Origin of the sequence: Bacteroides sp. GD17 (genome assembly GCF_038448625.1) — a bacterium.
GTDB lineage: Bacteria > Bacteroidota > Bacteroidia > Bacteroidales > Bacteroidaceae > Bacteroides.
In genome coordinates this window covers 13,972-38,580 of record NZ_JBCEZS010000022.1, presented here as the reverse complement: position 1 = coordinate 38,580, position 24,609 = coordinate 13,972, and the positions used below count along the sequence as shown (strand labels likewise).

Genomic DNA, 24,609 nt, shown 5'->3' with positions numbered 1-24,609 from the left:
TGACAACAGACCACCTGCGCCGGGGTTTCTCCGGCGCAGGCTATCATTATTACATCCGTAAGAACGGAGATATCAAGAGTTTGCGCCCCGTCGACAAGCCCGGTGCGCATGCCAAAGGCTATAATGCGAATTCAATCGGTATCTGCTATGAAGGCGGTCTGGACGAACACGGCCGTCCTGCCGATACGCGTACTCCCTTTCAGAAGCACTCGCTGAGAGTCCTCATCCTGCTGTTGCTGAAAGATTATCCCGGTTCCCGCCTCTGCGGTCATCGCGACCTCAGTCCCGACTTGAACCACAACGGCGAGATAGAACCCGAAGAATGGATCAAAGCCTGTCCCTGCTTCGATGCCCAAAGCATTCTACTCCATGGCCGAGGCGTCGAACGAAAGCGGCAGTAACGCTCCTACACTCTTCAGCTCGTAGATGCCTTTTCTGCCGTAGAGCAATATCCGCATGGGACGATTGAACCGCTTCTCCGTTTCGAGCATTACTTGCCGGCAGGCACCGCATGGAGGAATCGGATCTTCCAGGAACTCGCCCCGTTCATTGCGGGCGGCGATGGCGAGGGTTTCTACTGCCTGGTCGGGATATTGGGAGTTGGCATAAAACAAAGTGGTTCGTTCGGCACAAAGACCGGAAGGATAAGCGGCGTTTTCCTGGTTGCTTCCGGTGACGATGGCCCCGCTTGCCAGCCGTGCGGCGGCACCTACCGAGAAGTGGGAGTAGGGGGCATAGCTGCGATTGGTTGCTTCGCAGGCGGCGCCCAGCAGTTCGCGGTCGGACTCACTCAGTTCTTCAAGGTCGTATATTTTGATGGCAATCTGTATATTAAGCTCTTTCATAGGGTGGGGTTTTATATTGTAATTAATGTTACAAAGATAGGAAAGAGATTGGATTTTTCAATTCTTTTACTGACTTTTGTGCCGAACTCAATAAATTGAAGCATGAAACGCACTCTCAGACTGACTGCAATTATAGCATTCCTGTTCATTTCCGTAGCCGCTGTGCAGGCGCAGCGCCGAAATGCCCGTTACAATGAATACATCAAGCAATATGCCCCGCTGGCTGTGGAACAGATGAAGTTGCACAAGATACCTGCCAGCATCACCCTGGCGCAAGGTCTGCTGGAAAGTGGCGCCGGATATAGCGAGCTGGCGCGTAAAAGCAACAACCACTTCGGCATTAAGTGCGGGGGCAACTGGAAGGGACGCACCGTGCGCCACGACGACGATGCCCGCAACGAATGTTTCCGCGCCTATCGCAATCCGAGGGACTCGTACGAAGACCATTCCCTTTTCCTAAAGCGGGGAGCCCGCTATGCTTTCTTATTCAATCTGAAGATTACGGATTATAAAGGCTGGGCGCGTGGCTTGAAGAAAGCCGGATATGCTACGGATCCCTCGTATGCCAATCGGCTGATTACAATCATCGAAGACTACGAACTGTACAAGTACGACAGCCGTGGCATGACCAAGCGCGATGCCCGTAGCTGGGAGAAAGAGTTGAAGAAGAAACCCTGGCTTGCCAATCCGCACCAGGTATATATAGCCAATGACATTGCCTATATCGTGGCGCGAAGCGGAGATACCTTCCAGATGCTGGGCAAGGAGTTCGACATCAGTTGGAAGAAGCTGGTGAAGTATAACGACCTGCACCGCGAGTATACGCTCGAATCCGGCGATATCATCTACCTGAAAGAAAAACGTAAGAAGGCCGCCAAGCCTTATACCGTATATATTGTAAGGGATGGTGATTCCATGCATACCATTTCTCAAAAGTATGGCATCCGCCTGAAGAACCTGTACAAGATGAACCGCAAAGACACGGAATACGTGCCCGAGGTGGGAGACAGGTTGAGATTGAGGTAATGTCATTATCCGAAAATGTACAAGGTGTCCGAAAACGGACACCTTTCTTTTTTCTCTTTTCGCTTACTTTCAAGGGGTTATGATTTTGGCATAGATTTAGTATATATTAAGCGTTAATGTTCGCAAATAATTAAATCTAAAGATATGGATAGAGAAATTCCGAAAGAAGTGCGCAACAAAGAGCGCAATAAGAAAATTATTCGTTACGGCGGTATGGGTATTGCCGGCATCGTAGTGATCAGTGTACTCATTTCGTTGATGCGCACGGGTGTGAAGGAAAAAGACCTGGTCTTTTCGAAAGTAGGCAAGGGGACGATTGAAGTCAGTGTCAGCGCTTCGGGCAAAGTGGTTCCTGCATTCGAGGAAATCATTAACTCGCCGATTAACACGCGCATCCTGGAAGTGTATAAGAAAGGCGGCGACAGCGTGGACATAGGAACGCCTATCCTGAAACTGGACTTGCAGAGTGCCGAAACCGACTATAAGAAACTGCTGGACGAAGAACAGATGCGCAGCTATAAGCTGAAGCAACTCCAGGTAAACAACCAGACCAAACTGAACGACCTGCAAATGCAGATTAAAGTCTCTGCCATGAAGCTGAACCGCATGAAGGTGGAACTGCGCAATGAGCAATATCTGGACAGCCTTGGTTCGGGAACTACCGATAAAGTGCGCCAGGCCGAACTCAGCTATAATGTACAGCAACTGGAATACGAGCAGCTGAAGCAGCAATATGCCAATGAGCAAGAAGTGATGGCTGCCGAATATAAAGTGCAGGAACTGGACTTCAGCATGTTCAAGAAGAGCCTTGCCGAAACGAAGCGCACGCTGGACGATGCGCAGATCCGTTCGCCCCGGAAGGCGATCCTTACCTATATCAATAATCAGATCGGTGCGCAAGTATCGGAAGGCAGCCAGATTGCCGTTATCTCCGATTTGAGCCACTTCAAGGTGGAAGGTGAGATAGCCGATACGTATGGCGACCGTGTGGCAGCAGGTGGCAAGGCCATTGTGAAGATCGGCAGTGAGAAGTTGGAAGGATCGGTAAGCAGCGTGACGCCGCTCTCGAAGAATGGCGTGATTTCCTTTACGGTACAGCTGAACGAGGATAACAACCGTCGCCTGCGCTCCGGACTGAAGACGGACGTCTATGTGATGAATGCCGTGAAAGAGGACGTGATGCGCATAGCCAATGCCAGCTACTACGTGGGACGCGGAGAGTATGAGCTCTTTGTACGCAACTCCGACAAGGAAATTGTGAAGCGTAAGGTTCAGCTTGGCGACTCGAACTTTGAGTTTGTAGAAGTAATCAGCGGTTTGCAACCGGGCGACGAAGTGGTGGTGAGCGACATGAGCAACTACAAGAACAAGAATAAGCTGAAACTGAAATAAGAGGGCTTTATGATAAAGATTTATCTGAAACAGGCTTGGAACCTGCTGAAGGAAAATCCGCTGGTAAGCGGACTTTCCATTGCAGGTACGGCACTGGCCATTACTGCCGTGATGATGATTGTCCTTGTGCTGCAAGTCCGCACGGCAGCGTATGCCCCGGAGTCGGCACGCGGAAGGATGCTACACGCCACGGCGATGCGGGCTTCCGTGAAGAAGAACGACGGCAACAGGAATAATGGTATGATGGGCAAGCGTGTGGTGCGTGAATTGTTCTACAACCTGAAAACACCGCAGGATGTGAGCGGATATGCTTCTAATACGGTTTCGGTCAGTTCTGTCGCCAAGCGTACCTTTACTAAATATACGGCCACTTATACAGACGACCGGTTTTGGAATATATTCGATTTTACCTTTCTGGATGGTGTGCCTTTCAATCGTGAGGAAAGCGAGAGCGGTGTACGTAAGGCGGTGATCAGTAATCAGCTGGCACGTCGGCTTTTCGGAGAAACAACGAAAGCACGAGGACAGCAGCTGCTTGTGAATCAGACAGAATATACCGTCTGCGGGGTGGTGAAAGATGTGCCTCGTACCGCCCATTTCGCTTATTCGGATATATGGGTACCTTACAACTCGAGTCGCAAGATGGAAACTCCGGCCAATGTTTACGAAGGATTGGTAGGAGGGTTTAGTGTAGTGATGCTGGCACGCAGTACAGACGATTTTCCTGCTATCCGTGCTGAGGTTGAGAAAGCGACGAAACAACTGAATGCAAATACGGCCGAGTATGATATCAGTTTCTTTTGTGGCCCGATGAGCAATACAGACTTGGTTATATCAGGCTATAATGGATTCAATGATGAGATACCTTATGGCGATTGGGCTTTGAAGCAAGGTAGCTTCATACTCTTCTTGCTGGTACTTCCGGCCCTGAATATGATCAGCATCACACTGACCAACTTCCGCAAACGTCGTGCGGAGATAGGTGTGCGCAAGGCATTCGGTGCGACGGCGGGCAATGTGTTCGGCCAGGTGGTCAATGAAAATCTTATCATTACGTTTATAGGCGGTGTGTTCGGTCTGCTGTTTTCGGTTGGCTTGTTGTTGCTGACGCGGGATATCTTCTTTCCTGCCGGTACGGTTTTCAACATGAGCATGCTGATACGCCCTGCTACTTTCCTTGTAACCCTGTTTTTCATTTTCTTGTTGAACATGCTGTGTGCAGGTATTCCTGCCTGGCGTGCCGGAAAGTACAACATCGTAAAATCACTGAATAATCAAGAATAAAATTCATACCGACATGATACGTCATCTTATTACTCTTATATGGAATCAGCGTAAGCAGAACGGCTGGATATTTGCTGAACTGGCTTTGGTCTTGCTGGCTATTTTTATTCTGACGGATACCGGCTACAGCAAATTCACCTTATATAATCAACCGCTGGGCTACGACATCAGCCGTTGCTGGCGTCTTCATCTGGAAGAGATGGAGCCGGGAAGCAAAGGCTATATCGGCGAAGATGAGCGTGGAGCAAAGTGCTGGGAACGCATCTGCATGCTGAGCCAACGCCTGATGGAGACCGGTGAGGTGGAAGCTGTGGGAAGCAGCTTTTATAGTTGCCCCTACAGTCAGGGAAATTCGTGGACTAACATTGAGCCGGCAGGAAAAGACAGTGTCAATGCCTATCCGGAAAGTATTCACCGCCAAATGGGGGATGTGGGCTATTTCGAAGTGTTCGGCATTCACGATGTGAACGGCAAACATATCCGCGACCTGGAGAACCCATCCAAAGATGAAGTTATCCTGACTCAGAAGGTTGCGGAGAGATTCTTTGGTGAGCAGGAACCGCGGGGGCTGCTGGTGACTACCGGTGAGCTGGAAGAGACACCTGTATTGGCAGTGGCGCCTACCATCCGCGAGAACGATTATGCGCCTGCTACCCCTACCTTTTATATTAAGGCCTCCAATCAGTCGATGGAAGAACTCTTCACTGTATATCGCCCCAACTCATTGGAGTACTCTGTCCGTATGAAGCGTGATATGACGCAGGATGAAATGGAAACTTGGCTCGCTTCTTTGGGCGATCGGTTGACGTCGGGCAATGTTTACGTAAATGCTGTTACCGGGTTCGAGGATATGCGTCGTGCCAGGATAGACACCACCGTGAGCGACTGGCAGACGGTTCAACTTATCATTGTTTTTCTGCTGCTGAATGTCTTTTTCGGTGTTACGGGCACGTTTTGGATGCGTACGCAGGCACGCCGCTCGGAGACGGGGCTGCGCATGGCCCTCGGTGCGTCAAAAGAGAAAATCGTATCTTGGCTGAATGCCGAAGGACTGCTGATAATGCTTCTGGCTGTTATCCCTATTGCCGTCATTGTGCTGAATTTCCGGCAGATGGATTTGTTGTCTACGGAAGTGCCTTACAGCATAGGCCGCTGGTTGGCGGAGATCGGCATTACACTGGGCATTATGGCGACGATGATATTGCTGGGAATAGCCGTTCCCGCCTATTGGATTATGAAGGAACAGCCGGCGGAGGCATTGCATTACGAATAACAAAACTTTAATATCTTATGATAAAGATTTATCTGAAACAGGCATGGGAGCTATTGAAGCAAAATCCGCTTTTCAGTAGTCTCTACGTTGTCGGCACCGGTCTGGCTATTGCCATGACGATGATTATGGCGGTGGTCTATTACGTGAAGATAGCCCCGGTCTATCCGGAGGTGAACCGTATGAATACGCTATACCTTACGAATTCCCGCTTTCAGAAGGGGGAGGGAGACCATAAAAGTACCTTTCAGTGGGGATTTTCTCTCAAGGCGGTGCAAGAATGGTTCTATCCGGTGGAGAATGCAACGGTGGTATCCGCTTCTTTGCAGAATGACATGACGGAGAATAGCTACATTCAACCCAGTGACCGTAGCGGTGACTTCTCGGTGAGCTTGAAGTTGGTCGATCCCAATTTCTTCCGCATCTACTCTTTCCGGTTCCTCGAAGGGCAGGCGTTTACCGCTTCCGACCTGGAGAGTGGCATCGCTACGGCGGTGATTACGGAAGAACTCTCCCGCCGCCTGTTCGGTACGGTAGAGGGGGTAGTGGGGCGCTCGTTCAGCCTGAACTATGCAGACTACCGGGTTTGCGGTGTGGTACGTGGTGCCAGCTTTCTGACGTCGAAATCGTATGCACAAGTATATATGCCTTATAGCGTGGCGAAAGGTTATCAGGAACCGAAATATGACATTCCTTATTTGGGAGCTTATGGAGTCACCTTCATGGTGGAAGACGATGCACAGGCAAAGGCGCTGCGTGCAGAGATAGACGAGGTGCTCCGTAAGGTAAACCTGGTACATAAGGACGAGTGGACAGTGAGTATCTGGGATCAGCCTACGTCGCATCTGCTCAGCGCTTTCAAGCAATATGCCGGCCAGGAGTTCGATACCTGGGCAACAGTCCGCCACTTCCTGCTGGTACTGCTGGTATTGCTGCTGGTGCCTGCCCTCAACCTGAGCGGCATGATAGCGAGCCGTATGGAGAGCCGGTTGACGGAAATGGGAGTGCGTAAGTCTTTTGGTGCAGGGCGTGGCAGCCTGCTCTCGCAAGTGATGTGGGAGAATCTGCTGTTGACCTTGCTGGGAGGACTGTTAGGTTTGCTGCTGGCATGGCTGGGGCTTTACCTCTGCCGTGAATGGGTGTTCTCGGTCTTTGAAAGTTGGCCGAGTGCACTTCCCGAAGGAGTGGAGGTGCGCGTGTCCGGCGAAATGCTTTTTGCTCCGCTGGTGTTCCTGGCAGCGTTGCTGCTCTGCGTGGCACTGAACATGCTGTCGGCGCTGCTGCCGGCATGGCATTCGCTGCGGAAACCGATTATTTATTCATTGAACGAGAAACGATAAAAGGACAAGGCTATGTTGAAAATTATATTAAAGAATCTTTGGGCACGCCGCTCCCGCAACGGATGGCTGCTGGCGGAACTGATTTTGGTGAGCATCGTTTCCTGGATAATTCTGGATCCGGTTATCGTGGTGACTCACGACCGTAACATCCCCTTGGGATATGATGCCGACCGGCTTTGCCTGGTGTCGCTCGGTGCATTGCAACCGCAAGCTCCGGGATATGATGCACAGGCAGAAGATTCTACGGTGCTGATGAATACTTATCTGAACATGGTGCGACGCGTCAAGGACTTTCCGGGAGTGGAACTTGCCGCTCCGTTACTGGGCTTTTGCTATCCCAATTCGCAAGGCAGTAGCAACAGCTCGATGCGTGCGGAAGGTGATACTCTCGATGTATCGACCATGTGGATGTTCTTCCTGCCCCACACCGGGTTCTTCGAGACGTATGGTTTCCGTTCCGGAAAGGGGATGACTCCCGGGGAGTTGTCGGATTATGACTATACCAAGAATGACATCGTGCTTACGGAGAACGCTGCCGAACGCTTTTTCGGAACAAAGGATGCGCGTAATAAACGGTGCTGGAATGTGTCTCGGAACGACACGACCGTTATGCCCGTGATAGGTACCGTAGGTACTTTCAAGACACAGAGCGAGTGGCGTCCCGTGCCGGTGCTATTCACGCCTATGCTTTCGGTAGACATGAGCTATATCCCGGAACATGCGCAGATACTTGTTCGGATAAAGGAAGGTGTCAGCATGAACCGTTTCTTGCATGAGTTTCGCCCGTGGATGGTGAAGGAACTGCGTGCAGGCAATCTCTTTGCGCGCAGTGTGCGGTCTTACGAGAAATTGATTGCCGACGGAGAGTATGCAGGCTCTACCTCTATCTATCACCGCAACCTGGCGATGGCGGGGTTCTTCCTTATCAACCTTTGCCTGGGAGTGATCGGTACCTTCTGGCTGCAGACGCGCACGCGTCGCGAAGAGGTGGGAGTGATACTCTCGTTCGGGGGTACTCCGAGGGACATTGTCCGTCTGCTGATGGGCGAGGGAGCCGTGATGACCTTTATTGCCGTATTGGTAGGGTGCTTGCTTTACCTGCAGTATGCCTTGAAGGAAGGTTTGGAGAAAGCACAGAACTGGGTGGACACTACGGAGGTGTATTGGGTGACGGACTTCACGCAGCACTTCCTGGTAGTATCGCTGATTGTGTTCGTTATTATGCTGGTGGTGGTGCTGGTAGGTATCTATATTCCTGCCCGCAGAATCAGCCGCATTCCGCCTACCGAAGCCCTGCGCGACGAGTAGGGCGAACCGCTGAAAACGGACAAAGTGTTCATTAACGGACACTTGCCCGGAAACATAAATGCTTGATAATAAAAGAAAAAGGATTTTGGCACAGCATTTGACCTATTGATAAGGTAATTGTGCGAAAACGAAACAGAATAAACCAATAACAATTAAAATACTTACCATTATGATTAAGTTAACTGGCATCAACAAGATTTATCGTACGAACGAGATTGAAACCGTAGCATTGGAGAATGTGAACCTCGAAGTGAATAAGGGAGAATTCCTGAGTATTATGGGACCGTCCGGTTGCGGTAAGTCCACGTTGCTGAACATTATGGGCTTGCTCGATGCGCCTACAAACGGCACCATCGAGATAGCAGGCACTAAGGTAGACGGCATGAAGGACAAGGAACTGGCTGCTTTCCGTAACCAGAAGCTGGGCTTCGTATTTCAGTCTTTCCACCTGATTAACTCGCTGAATGTGCTGGATAATGTGGAACTGCCTTTGCTTTACAGAAAGGTGTCTGCCAAAGAACGCCGCCGCCTGGCCGAAGAGGTACTGCAGAAAGTCGGGTTGAGCCATCGTATGCGCCACATGCCTACACAACTCTCCGGTGGTCAGTGCCAGCGTGTTGCTATTGCCCGTGCCATTATCGGCAATCCGGAGATAATCCTCGCCGATGAGCCGACCGGTAACCTGGACTCTAAAATGGGTGCTGAGGTTATGGAACTGCTGCATCAGCTGAATAAGGAAGACGGACGTACCATCGTGATGGTAACCCACAATGAAGGACAAGCGAAACAAACCAGCCGCACGATCCGCTTCTTCGACGGTCGCCAGGTAGAATAATCAAAAAACAGAATACATTATGAAGTCTTTTATTATTACCCTCAGTTTATTATTTGCCGCAGTGGCAGGTACTGTTTACGCTGCTAATGGCGATGCCAAGGTGAGCGAAGTGCGCAAAGTAAGCGCTTTCTCTTCTATAGAGATAACTTCCGTGGCAACGGTGTACTTCACACAGAGCGATACATATTCCCTGAAGATAGAGGGAAAAGAGAAATACGTCACTATCACCACTACCGAGGTGAAAGATGATTGCCTTTGCATCGGTTTTAAAGATAAGAACAAGCAAACGCGCAACCGCAACGACGGTGTTACCATTTACCTCTCTGCCCCCAACCTGAAGGGAGTGGAGTTCAGCGGTGTGGGCAGCTTCAACTGCGAGAAACCGCTGAAACTGGATGACGTAAAGTTCGAGGTGGAAGGTGTAGGCAAACTGAATATTGAGGACTTGACCTGCAATAATCTGAAAGTGAGACTGGAGGGAGTGGGAAAAGCCGACATCCATGTTCACTGCGATTACCTGTCCGCCAGTTTGGACGGAGTAGGACATGTCACCCTGAGCGGTGAAGCCGGACGCGCTGATATCTCCAAAGGCGGCATCGGCGGAGTGGATACCAGTAACTTGAGAGTAGGCCGCTAAAAACATAAATCCTCGTAAGACCTATGATTAAACAATACCTTACCCAAGCATGGGCGCAACTGCGGCAGCAGCCTATTATCAGTGCTGTCAGCATTGCCGGTACGGCACTGGCCATCTTCCTCATCATGTTGGTGGTGATGATGCAGCAAGTGAAGGTGGCACCTTTTGCCCCCGAGAGCAACCGTGACCGTTTTCTGCACGTGCGCACCATGAGCATCAGCAATAAAAACTGGGGCGATGGCACCAGCAACGGGCCGATGAGTGTAAAGACAGCCCGCGAATGTTTCCAGTCACTGAAGACTCCGGAGGCTGTTACTATTTATTCGGTTTTCTCGGTATCCAAGCCTGTATCATTGCCCGGTCAGCCGGCCACGGGAGTGGATTTGAGGGAAACGGACGATATCTTCTGGAGAGTGTTCGACTTCTCTTTTATCGGCGGCAAGCCTTACGACAAGGCTATGTTTGATGCCGGACAGCCGGTGGCTGTTATTACCGAAAGTGTTTCGCGCGTTCTGTTCGGAACGACCGAATCCGTGGGGCGGGAGTTTCTATTGGCACATGCTCCTTACCGCGTGGTGGGTGTAGTGAAAGATGTATCTACGCTGGCCGAGCGCTGCTACGGTCAGGTGTGGGCACCTTATACCTCTACGGGCTTGGACAAAGAAGTGTGGAGCGACCACATGGGAATGATGAGTTGCACGATACTGGCTCACAGCCGTGAAGATTTCCCTGCTATCCGCGAGGAAGCCGAACGGCGGAAACAAGAATATAATACGTTGATCGGCGCTGACGGGTGGGAACTTATTTATCGTAACCGCCCCTATGACCAGGAGAAGAATGCGATTGCCTTCGCCGCCAATCTGGAACCCGACCTGAATGCGGAGCGGCGGCAACGGATGGTCATCTTTGTTATTCTGCTGATCGTGCCTGCCATCAATCTGAGCAGCATGACGCAGAGCCGTCTGCGCCAGCGCGTTGCCGAAATAGGTGTACGCCGTGCTTTTGGTAGTACGCGGACGGAACTGATGGGGCAGATACTTGCCGAGAACCTTGTTGTGACACTGTTGGCGGGCGCCTTAGGACTGCTGCTGAGCGTAGCTTTTGCCTATCTGGGAAACTCCTTGTTTTTTGCACAGGAATTCAGCCGGACACTGAATCCTCCGATGGTGGATGCCGCTATCCTGCTGCATGCTTCTACTTTTGGTTGGGCGTTGCTTTTTTGCTTTGTTCTGAATCTGCTGAGCTCGGGCTTCCCGGCATGGAAAGCGTCGCGCATCGGAATTGTGAATGCTTTGGGCGGACGCCTGCACTAAATATGGAAAGGATATGGAAAAGAAACTTTTAATACAGATAAAGAACGAGTGGCGCTCCAATCTTTGGTTGGTGCTGGAACTGCTGGTAGTGAGTGTGGTGATGTGGTATATAGTGGACTATATCTACACACGAGCCGCCACCTACCTGGAACCGCGCGGTTTTGACGTGGAGCATTGTTACTTGGTGGAGATGGGCCAGCTGACGGAGAAGAGTCCCGACTTTGTGGCGGAGCAGAACTACGAGCAGCACTATGCCGATATCATGGAGCTGGTGGAGCGGCTGAAGCGTCGCCCCGAGATTGAGGCGGTGAGCCTTTCGCAGAACTCCTATCCCTATAATGGCAGCAACAGTACGTCCGAGGTGCGCTATGATACGCTGGCTTCGCCCAACTGGACCATACGACGGATGGTGACGCCCGACTTTGTGCGTGTGTTTCGGTATCGAGGAGTGAATGGGGAGACGCCCGAACAGCTTGCGGAGATGCTGGACAAGAACGAGTTACTGGTGTCGAACAACCTCTTCAGGAAATACGACATACCGATGAGCGAGTTCGTCGGAAAGCCGTTCTATGTTATGGGAGATACTACCCAGTCCGTCCGCCTGGCAGCCGCTTTGCAGGATGTACGCTACAGCGATTTTCAGCAGGCACGCAGCAGCTATTGCATGGTGTACAACCTACTGGATATAAACCGTACGAACCCGGGCTGGATAAACACCGACAATGAGCTTTGCCTGCGCGTGAAGGACGACCAGGATCGGGACTTCATCGAGCGGTTGAAGGCGGACAGTGAAAAGCAGTTTCGTGTAGGTAACATCTTCATTTCCGAAGTGCGCTCTTTCCAGGATATCTGGCGCAACTTCCAGCAGATGCAGTACAATGAACTGCGCAATTATATGATGGGTATGGGATTCTTGTTGCTGAATATTTTCCTCGGCCTGCTGGGAACTTTCTGGTTCCGTACACAGCAACGCCGTTCGGAGATTGCACTGCACAAGGCACACGGTGCTACAGATAAAGCCATCTTCAGCCGTTTGCTTTGTGAAGGGGTGTTGTTGCTGGCAATTGTAACGCCTGTCGCTCTTATCATTGATTATAACCTTGCTAATCTGGAACTGAACTCCTGGCGCAACGGGACGACGCTGGAATGGGGACGCTTGTTGCTCTGTGCCGTTATCAGCTTTGTACTTATAGCCTTGATGATAGCTATTGGTATCGGTATTCCGGCGCGCAAGGCAATGAAGATACAGCCTGCTGAGGCACTGCACGACGAGTAGTTACTATTGAGGGTGGCGCAATAGTACTTATATTAAGAAACTATATATATTGAACTTTATATGATACGACTTTACTTTCAACAAGCTCTCTACCACCTGCGCGAGAATCCTATTATTACTTGGGTTTCCGTCATCGGTACGGCGCTTGCCATCTGTATGATTATGGTGCTTGTTATCACCCTGCAAGTACGTATTGTGGATTGTGAACCCGAGGTGAACCGCTCGCGTACGTTGTATGTTTCCGCTATGTCTGCCAGGGATAAAGGTGATACGAGTGGGTATTCATCCAACGCACGTATGTCGATTCGTACCGGGCGCGAGTGCTTCAAGGCACTCACCTCGGCCGAAGCCGTCACGCTCGTCTCTATGCCGGAAAAGGTGCGCGCTTCCTTGCCTGCCGGAGCAAAGATGACGGTCGACATGGTACAGACTGATGATGCCTTCTGGAATATCTTTCAGTTTCGCTACTTGAGCGGGAAGGCTTTTACGAAAGCGGAAAGCGATGCAGGGCAGCCATGCGTTGTACTTTCGGCTACCGTGGCACGTCGCCTATTTGGTACCACGGATGCGGCAGGGAAGACGGTGCAACTGAATCATATAGAGTATCACGTGACGGGAGTAGTAGCCGATGTTTCTGTACTCGCCACTTCCGCCTATGCACAGATATGGGTACCCTATACCTCGATAGATGCTGAGATGGCTTGGCGTGACAATACGATGGGACAAATGCGTGCTGTCATTCTTGCCCATTCATCGGCAGACTTCCCGAAGATTCGTGAGGAAGTGGAGCAACTTCGCTGCAAGTACAACGACGGTTTGCGTGATACCGAAGTATTTTATCGCGGTCAGCCGGATGCACGGTTTGCCAATCTCTATCGCGATTGGAATTCAGAGCCCGACACAAAGGCGGTGGTGCTTCGCTACACCGTCATCATCCTTATTCTTCTGCTGGTGCCTGCCATCAACCTCTCCAGCATGACGCTCTCGCGGATGCGCAGGCGTATGGCGGAGATCGGCGTGCGCAAGGCTTTCGGTGCTACAAGTGGTGAGTTGGTGCGGCAGATCTTCTTCGAGAACCTTCTGCTTACATTGCTGGCAGGCATCTTGGGGCTTCTGCTGAGCTATGCAGCCACTTTCCTGCTGAACAACTTCCTCTTCGGTAATATGATGAGTGCCTATCTCAGTGGCGAAACATCGCTGACACCCGGTATGCTGTTATCGCCTTGGGCATTTCTCGCCGCCTTCGGCTTCTGCCTGCTGATGAATGTACTTTCGTCAGGAATACCAGCCTGGCGAGCATCGAGAATGAACATTACGGACGCTATTAATCAACGTTAAGAACAGACGAACATGAAAACCCTCTTGAAACAGATAAGAAACGAATGGCGTAGTAACCTTTTCCTCTTTGTGGAACTGCTGCTTGTCTTCACCGTGTTGTGGTACATTGTAGACTGGACTGTTGTTACCGTTCGTGTCTACAATGCCCCGATGGGCTTCGATACAGACCATTGTTACAATATCGATCTTGGTAAATACACTTCGAAGGCCACCGCCTACAATCCCGCACTGACCAAAGAGGACGATATGGAGGACTTGCTGCAGATCGTAGATCGCTTGAAGCATCGCCCCGGGGTGGAAGCCGTCGCCCTTTCACATAATTGCTATCCCTATAACGAGGGCAGCAACGTCGTTCGTATCGTCGTAGATACCGTCATGCTGCAAGCGCGCTACTTCATCATTGAGCCGGATTTCTTCCGCGTATTCCGCATCCAGGCGGCGGACGGCAGCGGCACGGACAAACTGGTGGAAGCCGTACGCCGCAAGGAGATTGTGATAACTTCCAACCTTACGGACGATTATCCTGAGCTGGGGCTTGCCGATGCCAGTTCCCTGCTAGGGCGTGAAGTCCCTTATTGGGATCCCGATGCTCCCGTGCGCCATCGCATCGGCGCCATTGCCGCACCCGTTCGCTGGTCTCATTTCTATACCTCGCACGAATATGGAGGTGCCTTTATTACCTCTACGCTCGATATGGACTTGTTGCTGGGGGAGTATGAGGATCCCCGCTACATCACCCTCAGCCTCCGCGTTTCCGCAGAGGAAGACCATGATTTCATTGACCGACTGATGGACGATGCTGATCGCCTTTATCAGGTAGGGAATCTCTACTTGCTCAATGTTACTTCCTTCAAGGAGTTGCGCGAAATCAGCGAGTTGGAGGACGTGAACGAGGTGAAGACACAACTTTGTGTGCTTGGCTTCCTGTTGATGAATATTTTCCTGGGAGTTATCGGTACTTTCTGGTTCCGCACGCAGCATCGTCGCGGCGAGGTGGCGCTGCGCATGGCTATGGGCAGTTCGCGTAGCGAAATCTTCATGCGTCTGATGACTGAAGGAGTGTTGCTGCTTACCCTTGCTGCTGTGCCGGCTGCTCTCATCGCTTTCAATGTCGGTATAGCCGAACTGGTGGATGTCGGGAAAATGAATTTTACTGCCGATCGTTTCCTGCTCGGTATCGTCTTTACTTGGTTGCTTATGGCTGTGATGATTGTGGCAGGCATTTGGTATCCGGCTTCCAGAGCCATGAAGGTGCAACCGGCCGAGGCGTTGCACGACGAATAGAAACTCCAAACACACGTTGTACACTATGAAACAGATTATTGCCCTTATCCGTCAGAATCCCTTCTTCAGCGTTGTTTCTGTTATAGGAACAGCGGTGAGTATTACTTTTGTCATGGTAATCTATATGGTGTACGATATCCAGACGGCTAACATAGCTCCGGAATCGCATCGAGACCGTATGGTGTATTCTTCTTATGGATACTCTTACCGCAAGTCCGATTATAGTAACGCCAATACGGGTATGTCTTATCGGGCTGCGCATGCCATTTTCCAGGATCTTCCCGGGGCTGAATTGGTTACTTACTTGGGCCCTACCTACATCAGATATTGCGGTTCTTCGCCGGAGCAGGGTATGCGTCGTACGGTTCGTCTGGTAGACTTGAACTATTGGCAAGTTTACGAGATACCTCTTGTGGCGGGACGTCTTTTCAGTGCTGAAGAGTTCGATGCTTGCCGTGATGTGGTCGTTATCGGTGAACAGTTGGCTCGCGAAGCCTTTGGCTCGGCAGAGGCGGCTGTTGGCAAGAACTATTTCGTGAACTTTAGTCCTAAGCGTATTGTCGGCGTTACGAAAGATGTCAGCTCGCTTTTCACCTTTGCTTATGGTGAATTGTGGATGCCATATTCTACACAAGATTCGGATCTAAGTAGCGAAGGGGTGTGGGGCTCTTTCGAAGCGATGGCTCTTGTCAAATCGGGAGTCAGCAAAGAGGAACTGAAGCAACAGATAGAACAGTCACTGGCTCGGTTCAACGAAACGCTGACGGAATACAAACTGGAACTTCCCGATCTCAGCACCTATACGGAACGTCAGTTCTTCCGTAACGATACGGTAACTCCTGCGGTGACTTGTATCATCTTGGGGCTGATACTGCTGATCGTTCCTGCTATCAATGTCAGCGGACTTATTTCTTCGCAAATGTCCCGTCGTATGTCCGAGCTTGCCGTACGAAAGTCTTATGGTGCCAGTCGTGCTGTATTGATGACTCAGTTACTTCGCGAGAATCTGGTATTGGCATTTGTGGGCACGCTGCTCGGCTTTGCATTTTCTTGCCTGTTCCTGTGGGTGGGCAAGGACTGGATGCTGGGTGACGGTGCGCCCGGGGCAAACTTTGACGTCAGCATCTGGCTGTTCCTCCGTCCTACGGTCTTTTTGGCTGTATTGGCGGTGTGTTTGTTGTTCAACTTGCTTTCCGTGTTTATTCCGGCATGGCAGGCTACGCGTCGTCCCATTGCCGAAGTACTGGGCGGAGAATAACGAGGCATTGATTAAATCTAAAAACGGTAATAATTATGATACACTCCATCTTGCACCAAATATGGAACCAACGCCGTAGCAACGGTTGGCTGTTCGCCGAGTTGCTGATAGTCTTTACACTGATGTGGTATTGTGTGGATGTGCTCTACAGTTTCACCCATGCCGAACGGCAACCCAAAGGTTATGACTTGGAACACGTCTATAAGGTCAGAATCTCTTATAATCCTACGCAACTCGTGTTGTGCAGCACGGCAGACAGTTTGCAGCAATTCTGGTTCAAGCCGATGGAAGAAGTGTTCAGGCGAGTCAAGCAGTACCCTGCTGTAGAGAGTGCTGCGATGTGGCTGGGTACGGATGCATATACCCGCCGCCACATGTTTCAGGGATATACTACGGACAGCATGCATGTGGTAGCAGCCAACATTCGTTATGTATCTCCCGAATATTTCGACGTGATGCGCATTCCCATAGTGCAGGGCAGCGGTATGTTTGCTGCGGACAAGGCTGCATTTGCGAGTGATGCGGGTTCTTCTTTACTATTCTCCTCTGCCGAGTGGAATCCTTCTGCCAGCCCTCAGCCTGCTGTGATAACCTGCGATTTGGCCGACAGCCTCTTTCAGACAACTGCCGGGATCTTGACTCGTGAGTTTATGGATTACTATAGCAGCGGTTTACGCTATCGCGTTTCTGCTGTGTGTGCTTTGCAGAAGACAGATGACTATGCCCGTTACGGACCTTTTATTCTGACACCTTTCCCGAATTGGTTCTACAAGACCCAGAATATTCCGTCTATTTCTATTCGTGTACGCCCCGAAGCCGATACAAATGATTTTTCTGCCCGTTTCTTTCAGGAGATGACTTCGCAGCTGCAAGTAGCTCCTTTCTATCTCTTCGACGTTATCAGCTACAAGGATCAGAAGATAGAGCGTGATGCGGCCGAAGGCATAACCCCTTATATCCGCAGTGCGCGTCTCATTGTGATATTCTTTGTGTTCAATGTCTTTATCGGACTGATGGGAACCTTCTGGTTCCGTACCCGCCATCGCCATAGTGAGATTGCTTTGCGCATGGCTATGGGCAGCAGTCGTGCCAGGATACGTGCACAGTTGCTGGGTGAGGGATTGCTGCTTTTGATTGCTGCCGCCATTCCTGCTTTAGTAATATGTGCCAATATGGTTTTGGTCGATGTAACCTTTACCGAAACGACGGATGCAAGTTGGGGAAGGTTTGCTATTTGTACGCTGATAGTCCTTCTTTTGATGGCATTGATGGTGGTTGCAGGTATTTGGTATCCGGCCTCCAGGGCAATGACAGTGCAGCCTGCCGAGGCTTTACACGATGAATAGGTAAGTTTTTTTAATAATTTACGTTCTTTCTCAATATAACTTGTATATTTGCGTGATTATTAAGAATATTTGCGCAGATTATCCAAAGTAGAAATTATGAGAAAACACCTTATCCTTCCCTTGTTAGTGGGTCTGCTATGGTTGATGCCGGAAACACTTTCGGCTGCGGAACGTACATACAATATACTTTTTATACAATCGTACACAAAGCAAACTCCTTGGCATAAAGAATTGACGGTAGGTTTGAAAGACGGATTGGAGAAGGGTGGAGTGAAAGTCAATATCGTTACTGAGTATTTGAATGCCGATTACTGGGCTTTTGCCTCCGAATGTCTCATTATGCGCCGCATCTGCGAGCGGGCCAGACAACGGAAGACAGATTTGATTGTGACTTCCAGTGATGAAGCCTTTTTCACATTGACGCATTGTGGTGACTCCCTGCCTTTTCAGTTGCCGGTGGTAGTTTCCGGCATTAAATATCCGGATGAATCGTTGTTTAAGCGAATGCCTAATGTTTCCGGATATACCTCGACAACGAATTTCGATGTATTGCTGGAAGAGGCGATACGCCTGTTTCCTTCGCGTAAAGACTTAGTCTGTCTGTCGGACAGCAGTTTCCTCAGCCTCAAAGGTGTAAGAGCTGTGCAAGACGCTTGGGGGCGTGTGAAAAGTAAATATCCGGAGCATACTTTGCGATTGCTGAATGTGCAGGCAAATTCCATGAACTCTATTATTACCTCTATTTGTTATGATTTCAACGCATACAAGCATATCGTTATTGCACCCAAATGGATTCCTTTCCTTTCGTTGAAACTGAAGGCTCCCGTGTTTGCCAGCCAAAACCTGGCAATGACGAATGGCGTTTTGTGTGTCTACGATGTCGAACCGTCGGAAGATACATATGCTGCCGGTAGGCAGGCTGCAAGTATATTGAAAGGGACGTTACCCGCCTCTTACGGCGTGAATAATCTTGATGGAAGGTTACTGTTCGACTACAAGCAGCTGAAATTCTTCTATGTGAATGTAGACCGTGCCGAAAGTCGGGGCGTTATTCTGAATGTACCGTTGGGAGAACGTTATCGCATCTGGTTTATTCTTCTCTATTCGGTGATTGTAGGAGCCTTGATACTTCTGGTTGCCTGGCTTTTCCGTATCAATCGGCGTGAGTCGCGTCGGCGTATACATGCACAGACCCGCTTGCTGATACAGCATCGGTTGGTAGAACAGCGGGACGAGTTTGATAATATATTCTGCTCCATTCGCGACGGCCTGATTACTTATGATATGGATTTGCGTATTCATTTTGTCAACCGCTCATTAGTGCAGATGTTGGGGTTGCCTCCCGAAACCTATACTGCGCGTTATTATGAAGGACAGATGGCAGGTTCCATATTCCGCATTTATATGAATGGCGAGAATATTCTGCACAGCATGTTGAAGCAGGTCCGTGCAGAAAAGAAGCCGGTCACCATTCCGGAAAAGGCTTTTATGCAGGAGATACACCAAGGAACCTATTTCCCCGTCTCCGGTGAGGTGGTGCCTATCTTTGCCAATGAGAAGATGACGGGAATGGCAATTGTGTGCCGTAATATCTCGGAAGAGGAAATGCAAAGGCGTTTTTTCAATATGGCGGTGGAAGAAAGTTCCATTTACCCCTGGCAATACAACATAAACTTGAAGAGTTTCCATTTCCCCGGTGGGTTATTGCAACGCTTCGGATATTTGGAGAACACGGATTTGATACCGAGGGAGAAGTTTGAGTCTTTGATTCATACGGATGATCTGCTTCATTCACGCCAGCATTTCGATACTATCTTATTGGGGCATGACATCAATACGCGTATAAGCTTCCGCTTGCGGAATACAGACGGAAACTATGAATGGTGGGAATTCCGCAGCACGGCGTATGATGGTCTGACGGCTGATACTCCATATATGGTATTGGGCGTTTGCCAAAGCATCCAGCGCTATAAAGACACGGAAGAGGCCTTGATTGCTGCTCGTGACCGTGCTTTGCAGGCCGATAAACTTAAATCGGCATTCCTTGCCAATATGAGCCACGAGATTCGTACTCCTTTGAACGCCATTGTCGGCTTCTCCGATTTGCTGCAAGACCTGGATGCTTTCTCGCCGGAGGAGGTAAAACAGTTTGTGGAAACGATTAATATCAACTGTACGCTGTTGTTGGCCCTGATAAATGATATCCTCGATCTTTCGCGTATCGAGTCGGGCACTATGGACTTCAAGTTTACATCTTACAACCTGACGTACATCATGCAGGAAGTGTACGAGTCGCAGCGCCTGAGCATGCCCAACGGGGTAGAGTTGCGTATCGAGATTCCGGGAGAGGACGGCAAGACTATCCTTACCGATGCAGTCCGTCTGAAGCAAGTCGTAAACAACCTGATAAACAATGCCAAGAAGTTTACGGTGACCGGAAGCATTACCTTTGGCTATCAGACGGACGAGCCGGGCTATACTACCATCTACGTAGAAGATACCGGAAGTGGTATCTCCGAAGAAGCAATGAAGCATATCTTTGAACGCTTCTATAAAGCAGACAGCTTTACGCAGGGCGCCGGTTTGGGATTAAGCATCTGCCAGACCATTGTAGACCGCCTGCACGGAACAATATCTGTTTCTTCCGAATTAGGGAAGGGGACACGCTTTGTTGTGAAGATACCGGATACGATTGAATAACGTTACTCAATTCGCTTGCACGTATTGGCTTGCAGGAACTCATCCAATATTTTCTCGTAATTGCCATGCAGCATGATGTGATGATTTCCCAGTGGACTCTTCAGGAAATAGTCGGCAGGGGAGTTCAGCTTGATGCGTACTTGCGTGCGGCACATGTTGATGTAATTGGTGTTCTCGGTGAGAGTACCCGTGCTGAGATAATACTCGTCCAGACTTTCGCTACCACATTTTACAACGGTTACATCCCCCGTAGGCAGGATGCCCTGGATGCCGATACCGCTTTCCGTCTCAAAATGGTTGCGGATAACGAACTTCTCTGTTTGGGAGATGCCGACGGTGCAATGTGCCAAANGACTTTCGCTACCACATTTTACAACGGTTACATCCCCCGTAGGCAGGATGCCCTGGATGCCGATACCGCTTTCCGTCTCAAAATGGTTGCGGATAACGAACTTCTCTGTTTGGGAGATGCCGACGGTGCAATGTGCCAAAATGATTTCGTTGGTGCGGGCATTTATCATAGAAGGATTGGCCATGAAGGAAGATTTCCCGGTCAGCACCTTGACGGCAAGCATGGTGAAAATAGACTGCAAATCACCTTCACATCCGGCAATGATGCCTTCGTCATTCAGCAGGGCAAGGGCAAGGCAGCCGGTGGTACCCGTTTGGTCTATTAACCGGAAACAACTTAGCGTGATGGCACTCAGCCGTTCTTCTTCCACCACTTTCTTGATGGCGCGGTAGAGGCGCATGGCCTTTATCATATCCTCGGGGGTGGCTTCGCGGCAGGCAAGCGCTTTCCCTGCCAGTGCGGCACAGGCTTCGCCTACTTCATCATCCGTAATTCGTTCGTAGTGTTCGTAGATGCGTTCCAACGGGATGTCTACGTACTCTATTCCCCAGCGCCGCTTGGCAAGCAGATAGTCTACATTGCTTGCTATGAGCCAGTTGGATGGAGCCCCCATTACACCTACACGCATTCCGAAGAGACTGCGTTGCGCTATGAAGTTACTGTGCAGAACTAGAATGCGTTTGATGATTTCCGATAACTCTCCGTGAAGTATTTCGCTTTTCATTCCTCGTCCCCGGAGCCAGGAAGATATTTCCAGGGCGGAAGCAAGTGAGTTTTGCATGCCGTCTGCCAGAAGGATGGCAGGGCGGGGGAGTAATTCGAAATGCTGGATAACCAGTCGTTCCACTCCTCCGGTGGCAATGAATATAACACTGAAATCATTGGGAGATAACTTGTTAATATCCTGATAATCTATAATATTTACAGAAAAGTATTTCTCCAATTCTGTTAGTATTACTTCGTGAGGACTACGGATCGATGTCTGCTTGTGCAGTATGGAAGCAAAAGTTATTAGGTTGATGACCATGGTATTATTTGTAATTTTATTGTTTACATTTTTATGAATGGGCGTTGCTCGTCTCGTTTATTATTTCAAAGGTACAAGTTTCTTTTTACATAGCATAACGTTTTTACGATAGATAAGGTTTTTAAAGTTTTTATGTCTATGCTTCCTTTGGGTTTCAAATAATTCACTACATTTGCAGCTTAAATGATAATATGATAGCAAAATCGGTTATAAATAGTAAATTGTAAAACAGTAAAAAATCTCATGCCAACAATATCTATTCGCGGAACGGAGATGCCTGCATCTCCTATCAGAAAGCTGGCTCCTCTGGCAGATGCTGCCAAGCAAAGGGGCACACACGTATTCCACCTGAATATCGGACAGCCCGATCTGCCCACGCCGCAAGTGGCGATTGACGCGATACGCAATATCGACCGGAAGGTTCTGGAATACAGTCCCAGTGCGGGTTATCGCAGCTACCGCGAAAAGCTGGTAGGTTATTATGATAAGTTTAACATCAAACTTACGGCCGATGATATCATCATCACCTCCGGAGGTTCGGAAGCTGTGTTGTTCTCCTTCCTGGCTTGTCTCAATCCGGGTGATGAGATTATCGTTCCCGAGCCGGCTTATGCCAATTATATGGCGTTTGCCATCTCTGCCGGAGCCAAGATACGCACCATTGCCACGACTATAGAGGAAGGCTTCTCGTTGCCTAAGGTCGAGAAGTTTGAAGAACTGATTAATGACCGTACCCGTGCCATCCTGATTTGTAACCCCAACAACCCGACCGGTTATCTTTATACCCGCCGGGAAATGAATCAGATTCGCGACCTTGTGAAGAAGTACGACCTTTTCCTTTTCTCCGACGAGGTGTATCGTGAATTTATCTATACCGGTTCTCCTTATATATCTGCCTGCCACCTGGAGGGAATTGAGAACAATGTGGTGTTGATAGACTCTGTGTCCAAGCGTTACTCGGAGTGTGGTATCCGTATCGGCGCTCTGATTACGAAGAACAAGGAAATTCGCGACGCTGTTATGAAGTTCTGCCAGGCACGTCTCAGTCCTCCTTTGATTGGTCAGATTGCTGCCGAGGCATCTTTGGATGCGGACGAGGATTATCTGCGCGATACTTACGATGAGTATGTGGAACGCCGTAAATGCCTGATTGATGGATTGAACCGCATTCCCGGTGTGTATTCGCCTATTCCGATGGGAGCTTTCTATACGGTGGCCAAGTTGCCGGTGGACGATTCGGACAAGTTCTGTGCATGGTGCCTTTCCGACTTCGAGTACGAAGGTCAGACGGTGTTCATGGCACCCGCATCCGGTTTCTATACCACTCCCGGTTCCGGTTGTAACGAGGTCCGCATTGCCTATGTGTTGAAGAAAGAAGACCTGACCCGTGCGCTCTTTGTGCTGTCCAAAGCCTTGGAGGCTTATCCGGGAAGGGTTGATTAAAAAGATAACATGAGCTTATCCTTATTTCTTGCCCGCCGCATTTATCGAGACAGTGAGCCTGGAAAGCAAGTCTCCCGGCCTGCTGTGCTCATCGCTATGATTGGCATCGCCATCGGACTGGCGGTGATGATTATTGCCGTATCGGTGATTGTCGGCTTCAAGAGTGAGGTTCGTGATAAGATTGTAGGCTTCGGTGCCCATATCCAGATAGGCAATCTGGATGCTGCGCGTTCTTACGAAACCCGTCCGGTGGTGGTGGGGGACAGTATGATTGCTGCGCTTACCGATTATCCCGAAGTGAAGCATGTGCAGCGCTACTCCACGAAGCCCGGGATGATAAAAACTTCCAATGCTTTTCAGGGCATGGTTCTGAAAGGTGTCGGTCCCGAGTACGACCGCAGCTTCTTCCGTCGCCATCTGCTCGAAGGTGAGTTCCCGCAATTTAGTGATTCGGCTTCCTCCAATCGGGTGGTCCTTTCCAAATCCTTGGCCGACAAACTGAAACTGAAACTTGGCGACAAGATCGACACTTACTATATACAAGACGATGTGCGTGCCCGCCGCCTGACGATAGTAGGTATCTATCAGACCAACTTCTCCGAATTTGATAACCTCTTCCTGCTTACCGACCTTTGTCTCGTAAACCGGCTGAACAAGTGGGAACCCGATCAGGTGAGTGGTGTGGAACTGGAACTGCGTGATTACGACAAGCTGGAAGAAGCTACCTATCAGATAGCCACCGATACGGACGAGCGCCCCGACCGCTACGGTGCCGAGTATTGTGTCCGCAATGTAGAGCAACTCAATCCTCAGATATTTGCCTGGCTGGGCATATTGGATGTAAACATTTGGGTGATTCTTATCCTTATGATAGGTGTTGCCGGTTTTACAATGGTTTCCGGCCTGCTGATTATCATCATCGAGCGCACATCTATGATTGGTATCTTGAAGTCTTTGGGTGCCAATAACCTTACCATCCGTAAAGTCTTCCTTTGGTTCTCGGTTTTCCTTATCGGGAAAGGCATGTTGTGGGGGAATGCTATCGGTCTTGCTTTCTACTTCATTCAGCGTTGGTTCGGGTTGTTCAAACTCGATCCGGAGACTTATTATATGGCTACCGTTCCTGTCTCTTTCAATATCTGGCTGTTCCTGCTGCTGAATGCCGGGACGTTACTTGCCTCTGTACTTATGCTGCTCGGCCCTTCTTATCTTATTACGCGCATCCATCCGGCTGATTCCATCCGCTACGAATAGTAAAAGCATCCGTTTCCTTACGTGGGAACTGCCGTTTCTATAAGAGGGAACGCCCGTTCCCATAAGAGGAAACTGCAGTTT

19 protein-coding genes and 2 pseudogenes are annotated in these 24,609 nt (G+C 49.9%); 18 read left to right on the top strand and 3 right to left on the bottom strand.

Translation table 11 applies throughout. The annotated features are described in order from the left end of the window. A partial coding sequence (locus AAE250_RS22495) for an N-acetylmuramoyl-L-alanine amidase (RefSeq protein ID WP_342289444.1) occupies positions 1 to 401 on the top strand: 401 nt, incomplete at its 5' end. On the opposite strand, the gene cdd is transcribed toward AAE250_RS22495, so the two are convergent. Then, complete coding sequence (gene cdd, locus AAE250_RS22490) at positions 363 to 845, bottom strand: cytidine deaminase (RefSeq protein WP_294601750.1); 483 nt, start codon at positions 843 to 845, stop codon at positions 363 to 365. The genes AAE250_RS22495 and cdd overlap by 39 nt on opposite strands. 102 nt (positions 846 to 947) lie before the next feature. Here cdd and AAE250_RS22485 point away from each other — a divergent pair, with 102 nt between their 5' ends. The 15 genes from AAE250_RS22485 to AAE250_RS22415 all read left to right on the top strand — a co-directional run bounded on the left by AAE250_RS22485 (position 948) and on the right by AAE250_RS22415 (position 20,452). Continuing rightward, entirely contained in the window at positions 948 to 1,871 is a 924-nt protein-coding gene (locus AAE250_RS22485; protein WP_294601752.1) for a glucosaminidase domain-containing protein, read from the top strand. A gap of 144 nt (positions 1,872 to 2,015) precedes the next feature. Further along, positions 2,016 to 3,263, top strand: a complete 1,248-nt coding sequence (locus tag AAE250_RS22480) for an efflux RND transporter periplasmic adaptor subunit (RefSeq protein WP_294601753.1) — start codon at positions 2,016 to 2,018, stop codon at positions 3,261 to 3,263. 9 nt (positions 3,264 to 3,272) lie between these two features. After that, complete coding sequence (locus AAE250_RS22475; protein WP_294601755.1) at positions 3,273 to 4,547, top strand: ABC transporter permease; 1,275 nt, start codon at positions 3,273 to 3,275, stop codon at positions 4,545 to 4,547. A 13-nt stretch (positions 4,548 to 4,560) separates the two neighbouring features. Next, positions 4,561 to 5,820: an ABC transporter permease gene (locus tag AAE250_RS22470; RefSeq protein WP_294601757.1), complete on the top strand. Its 1,260-nt coding sequence runs from the start codon at positions 4,561 to 4,563 to the stop codon at positions 5,818 to 5,820. A gap of 17 nt (positions 5,821 to 5,837) precedes the next feature. Continuing rightward, positions 5,838 to 7,157 (top strand): ABC transporter permease, encoded by a 1,320-nt coding sequence (locus tag AAE250_RS22465; protein WP_294601759.1) that lies wholly within the window; start codon positions 5,838 to 5,840, stop codon positions 7,155 to 7,157. A 12-nt stretch (positions 7,158 to 7,169) separates the two neighbouring features. After that, a complete protein-coding gene (locus tag AAE250_RS22460) occupies positions 7,170 to 8,465 on the top strand; it encodes an FtsX-like permease family protein (RefSeq protein ID WP_294601761.1) in 1,296 nt (431 codons plus the stop codon). Between the two features lie 169 nt (positions 8,466 to 8,634). After that, positions 8,635 to 9,300, top strand: coding sequence for an ABC transporter ATP-binding protein (locus AAE250_RS22455; RefSeq protein WP_294601763.1), 666 nt, complete (start codon positions 8,635 to 8,637; stop codon positions 9,298 to 9,300). Between the two features lie 19 nt (positions 9,301 to 9,319). Then, positions 9,320 to 9,937 carry a GIN domain-containing protein gene (locus AAE250_RS22450; RefSeq protein WP_294601765.1) on the top strand — a complete coding sequence of 206 codons (618 nt, stop codon included), beginning with the start codon at positions 9,320 to 9,322 and terminating at the stop codon, positions 9,935 to 9,937. Between the two features lie 23 nt (positions 9,938 to 9,960). After that, positions 9,961 to 11,250 (top strand): ABC transporter permease, encoded by a 1,290-nt coding sequence (locus AAE250_RS22445; RefSeq protein ID WP_294601767.1) that lies wholly within the window; start codon positions 9,961 to 9,963, stop codon positions 11,248 to 11,250. Between the two features lie 13 nt (positions 11,251 to 11,263). Then, entirely contained in the window at positions 11,264 to 12,526 is a 1,263-nt protein-coding gene (locus tag AAE250_RS22440) for an ABC transporter permease (RefSeq protein WP_294601769.1), read from the top strand. A gap of 60 nt (positions 12,527 to 12,586) precedes the next feature. After that, on the top strand, positions 12,587 to 13,864 hold the full coding sequence (locus tag AAE250_RS22435; protein ID WP_294601771.1) for an ABC transporter permease: 1,278 nt from the start codon (positions 12,587 to 12,589) through the stop codon (positions 13,862 to 13,864). Between the two features lie 12 nt (positions 13,865 to 13,876). Further along, complete coding sequence (locus AAE250_RS22430) at positions 13,877 to 15,148, top strand: ABC transporter permease (protein ID WP_294601772.1); 1,272 nt, start codon at positions 13,877 to 13,879, stop codon at positions 15,146 to 15,148. A gap of 25 nt (positions 15,149 to 15,173) precedes the next feature. Beyond that, positions 15,174 to 16,406 (top strand): ABC transporter permease, encoded by a 1,233-nt coding sequence (locus AAE250_RS22425; protein WP_294601773.1) that lies wholly within the window; start codon positions 15,174 to 15,176, stop codon positions 16,404 to 16,406. A gap of 35 nt (positions 16,407 to 16,441) precedes the next feature. Further along, positions 16,442 to 17,752, top strand: coding sequence for an ABC transporter permease (locus AAE250_RS22420; RefSeq protein ID WP_294601774.1), 1,311 nt, complete (start codon positions 16,442 to 16,444; stop codon positions 17,750 to 17,752). A gap of 96 nt (positions 17,753 to 17,848) precedes the next feature. Beyond that, complete coding sequence (locus AAE250_RS22415; RefSeq protein ID WP_294601776.1) at positions 17,849 to 20,452, top strand: sensor histidine kinase; 2,604 nt, start codon at positions 17,849 to 17,851, stop codon at positions 20,450 to 20,452. Between the two features lie 2 nt (positions 20,453 to 20,454). Here the strand turns inward: AAE250_RS22415 and AAE250_RS23680 are convergent. Together AAE250_RS23680 and AAE250_RS22410 are read right to left on the bottom strand one after the other, a co-directional pair. Then, positions 20,455 to 20,688: pseudogene (locus AAE250_RS23680) on the bottom strand (fucose isomerase); the annotation flags it as partial. A 138-nt stretch (positions 20,689 to 20,826) separates the two neighbouring features. Continuing rightward, a pseudogene (locus tag AAE250_RS22410) lies at positions 20,827 to 21,831 on the bottom strand (fucose isomerase); the annotation flags it as partial. Positions 21,832 to 22,074: 243 nt separating this feature from the next. On the opposite strand from AAE250_RS22410, the gene AAE250_RS22405 reads away from it, so the two are divergent. Together AAE250_RS22405 and AAE250_RS22400 are read left to right on the top strand one after the other, a co-directional pair. Beyond that, positions 22,075 to 23,274: a pyridoxal phosphate-dependent aminotransferase gene (locus tag AAE250_RS22405; protein WP_294601780.1), complete on the top strand. Its 1,200-nt coding sequence runs from the start codon at positions 22,075 to 22,077 to the stop codon at positions 23,272 to 23,274. 9 nt (positions 23,275 to 23,283) lie between these two features. Beyond that, the gene (locus AAE250_RS22400; RefSeq protein ID WP_294601782.1) at positions 23,284 to 24,528 is read left to right on the top strand and encodes an ABC transporter permease; all 1,245 of its coding nucleotides are present in this window, start codon (positions 23,284 to 23,286) and stop codon (positions 24,526 to 24,528) included. Positions 24,529 to 24,609 lie beyond the last annotated feature (81 nt).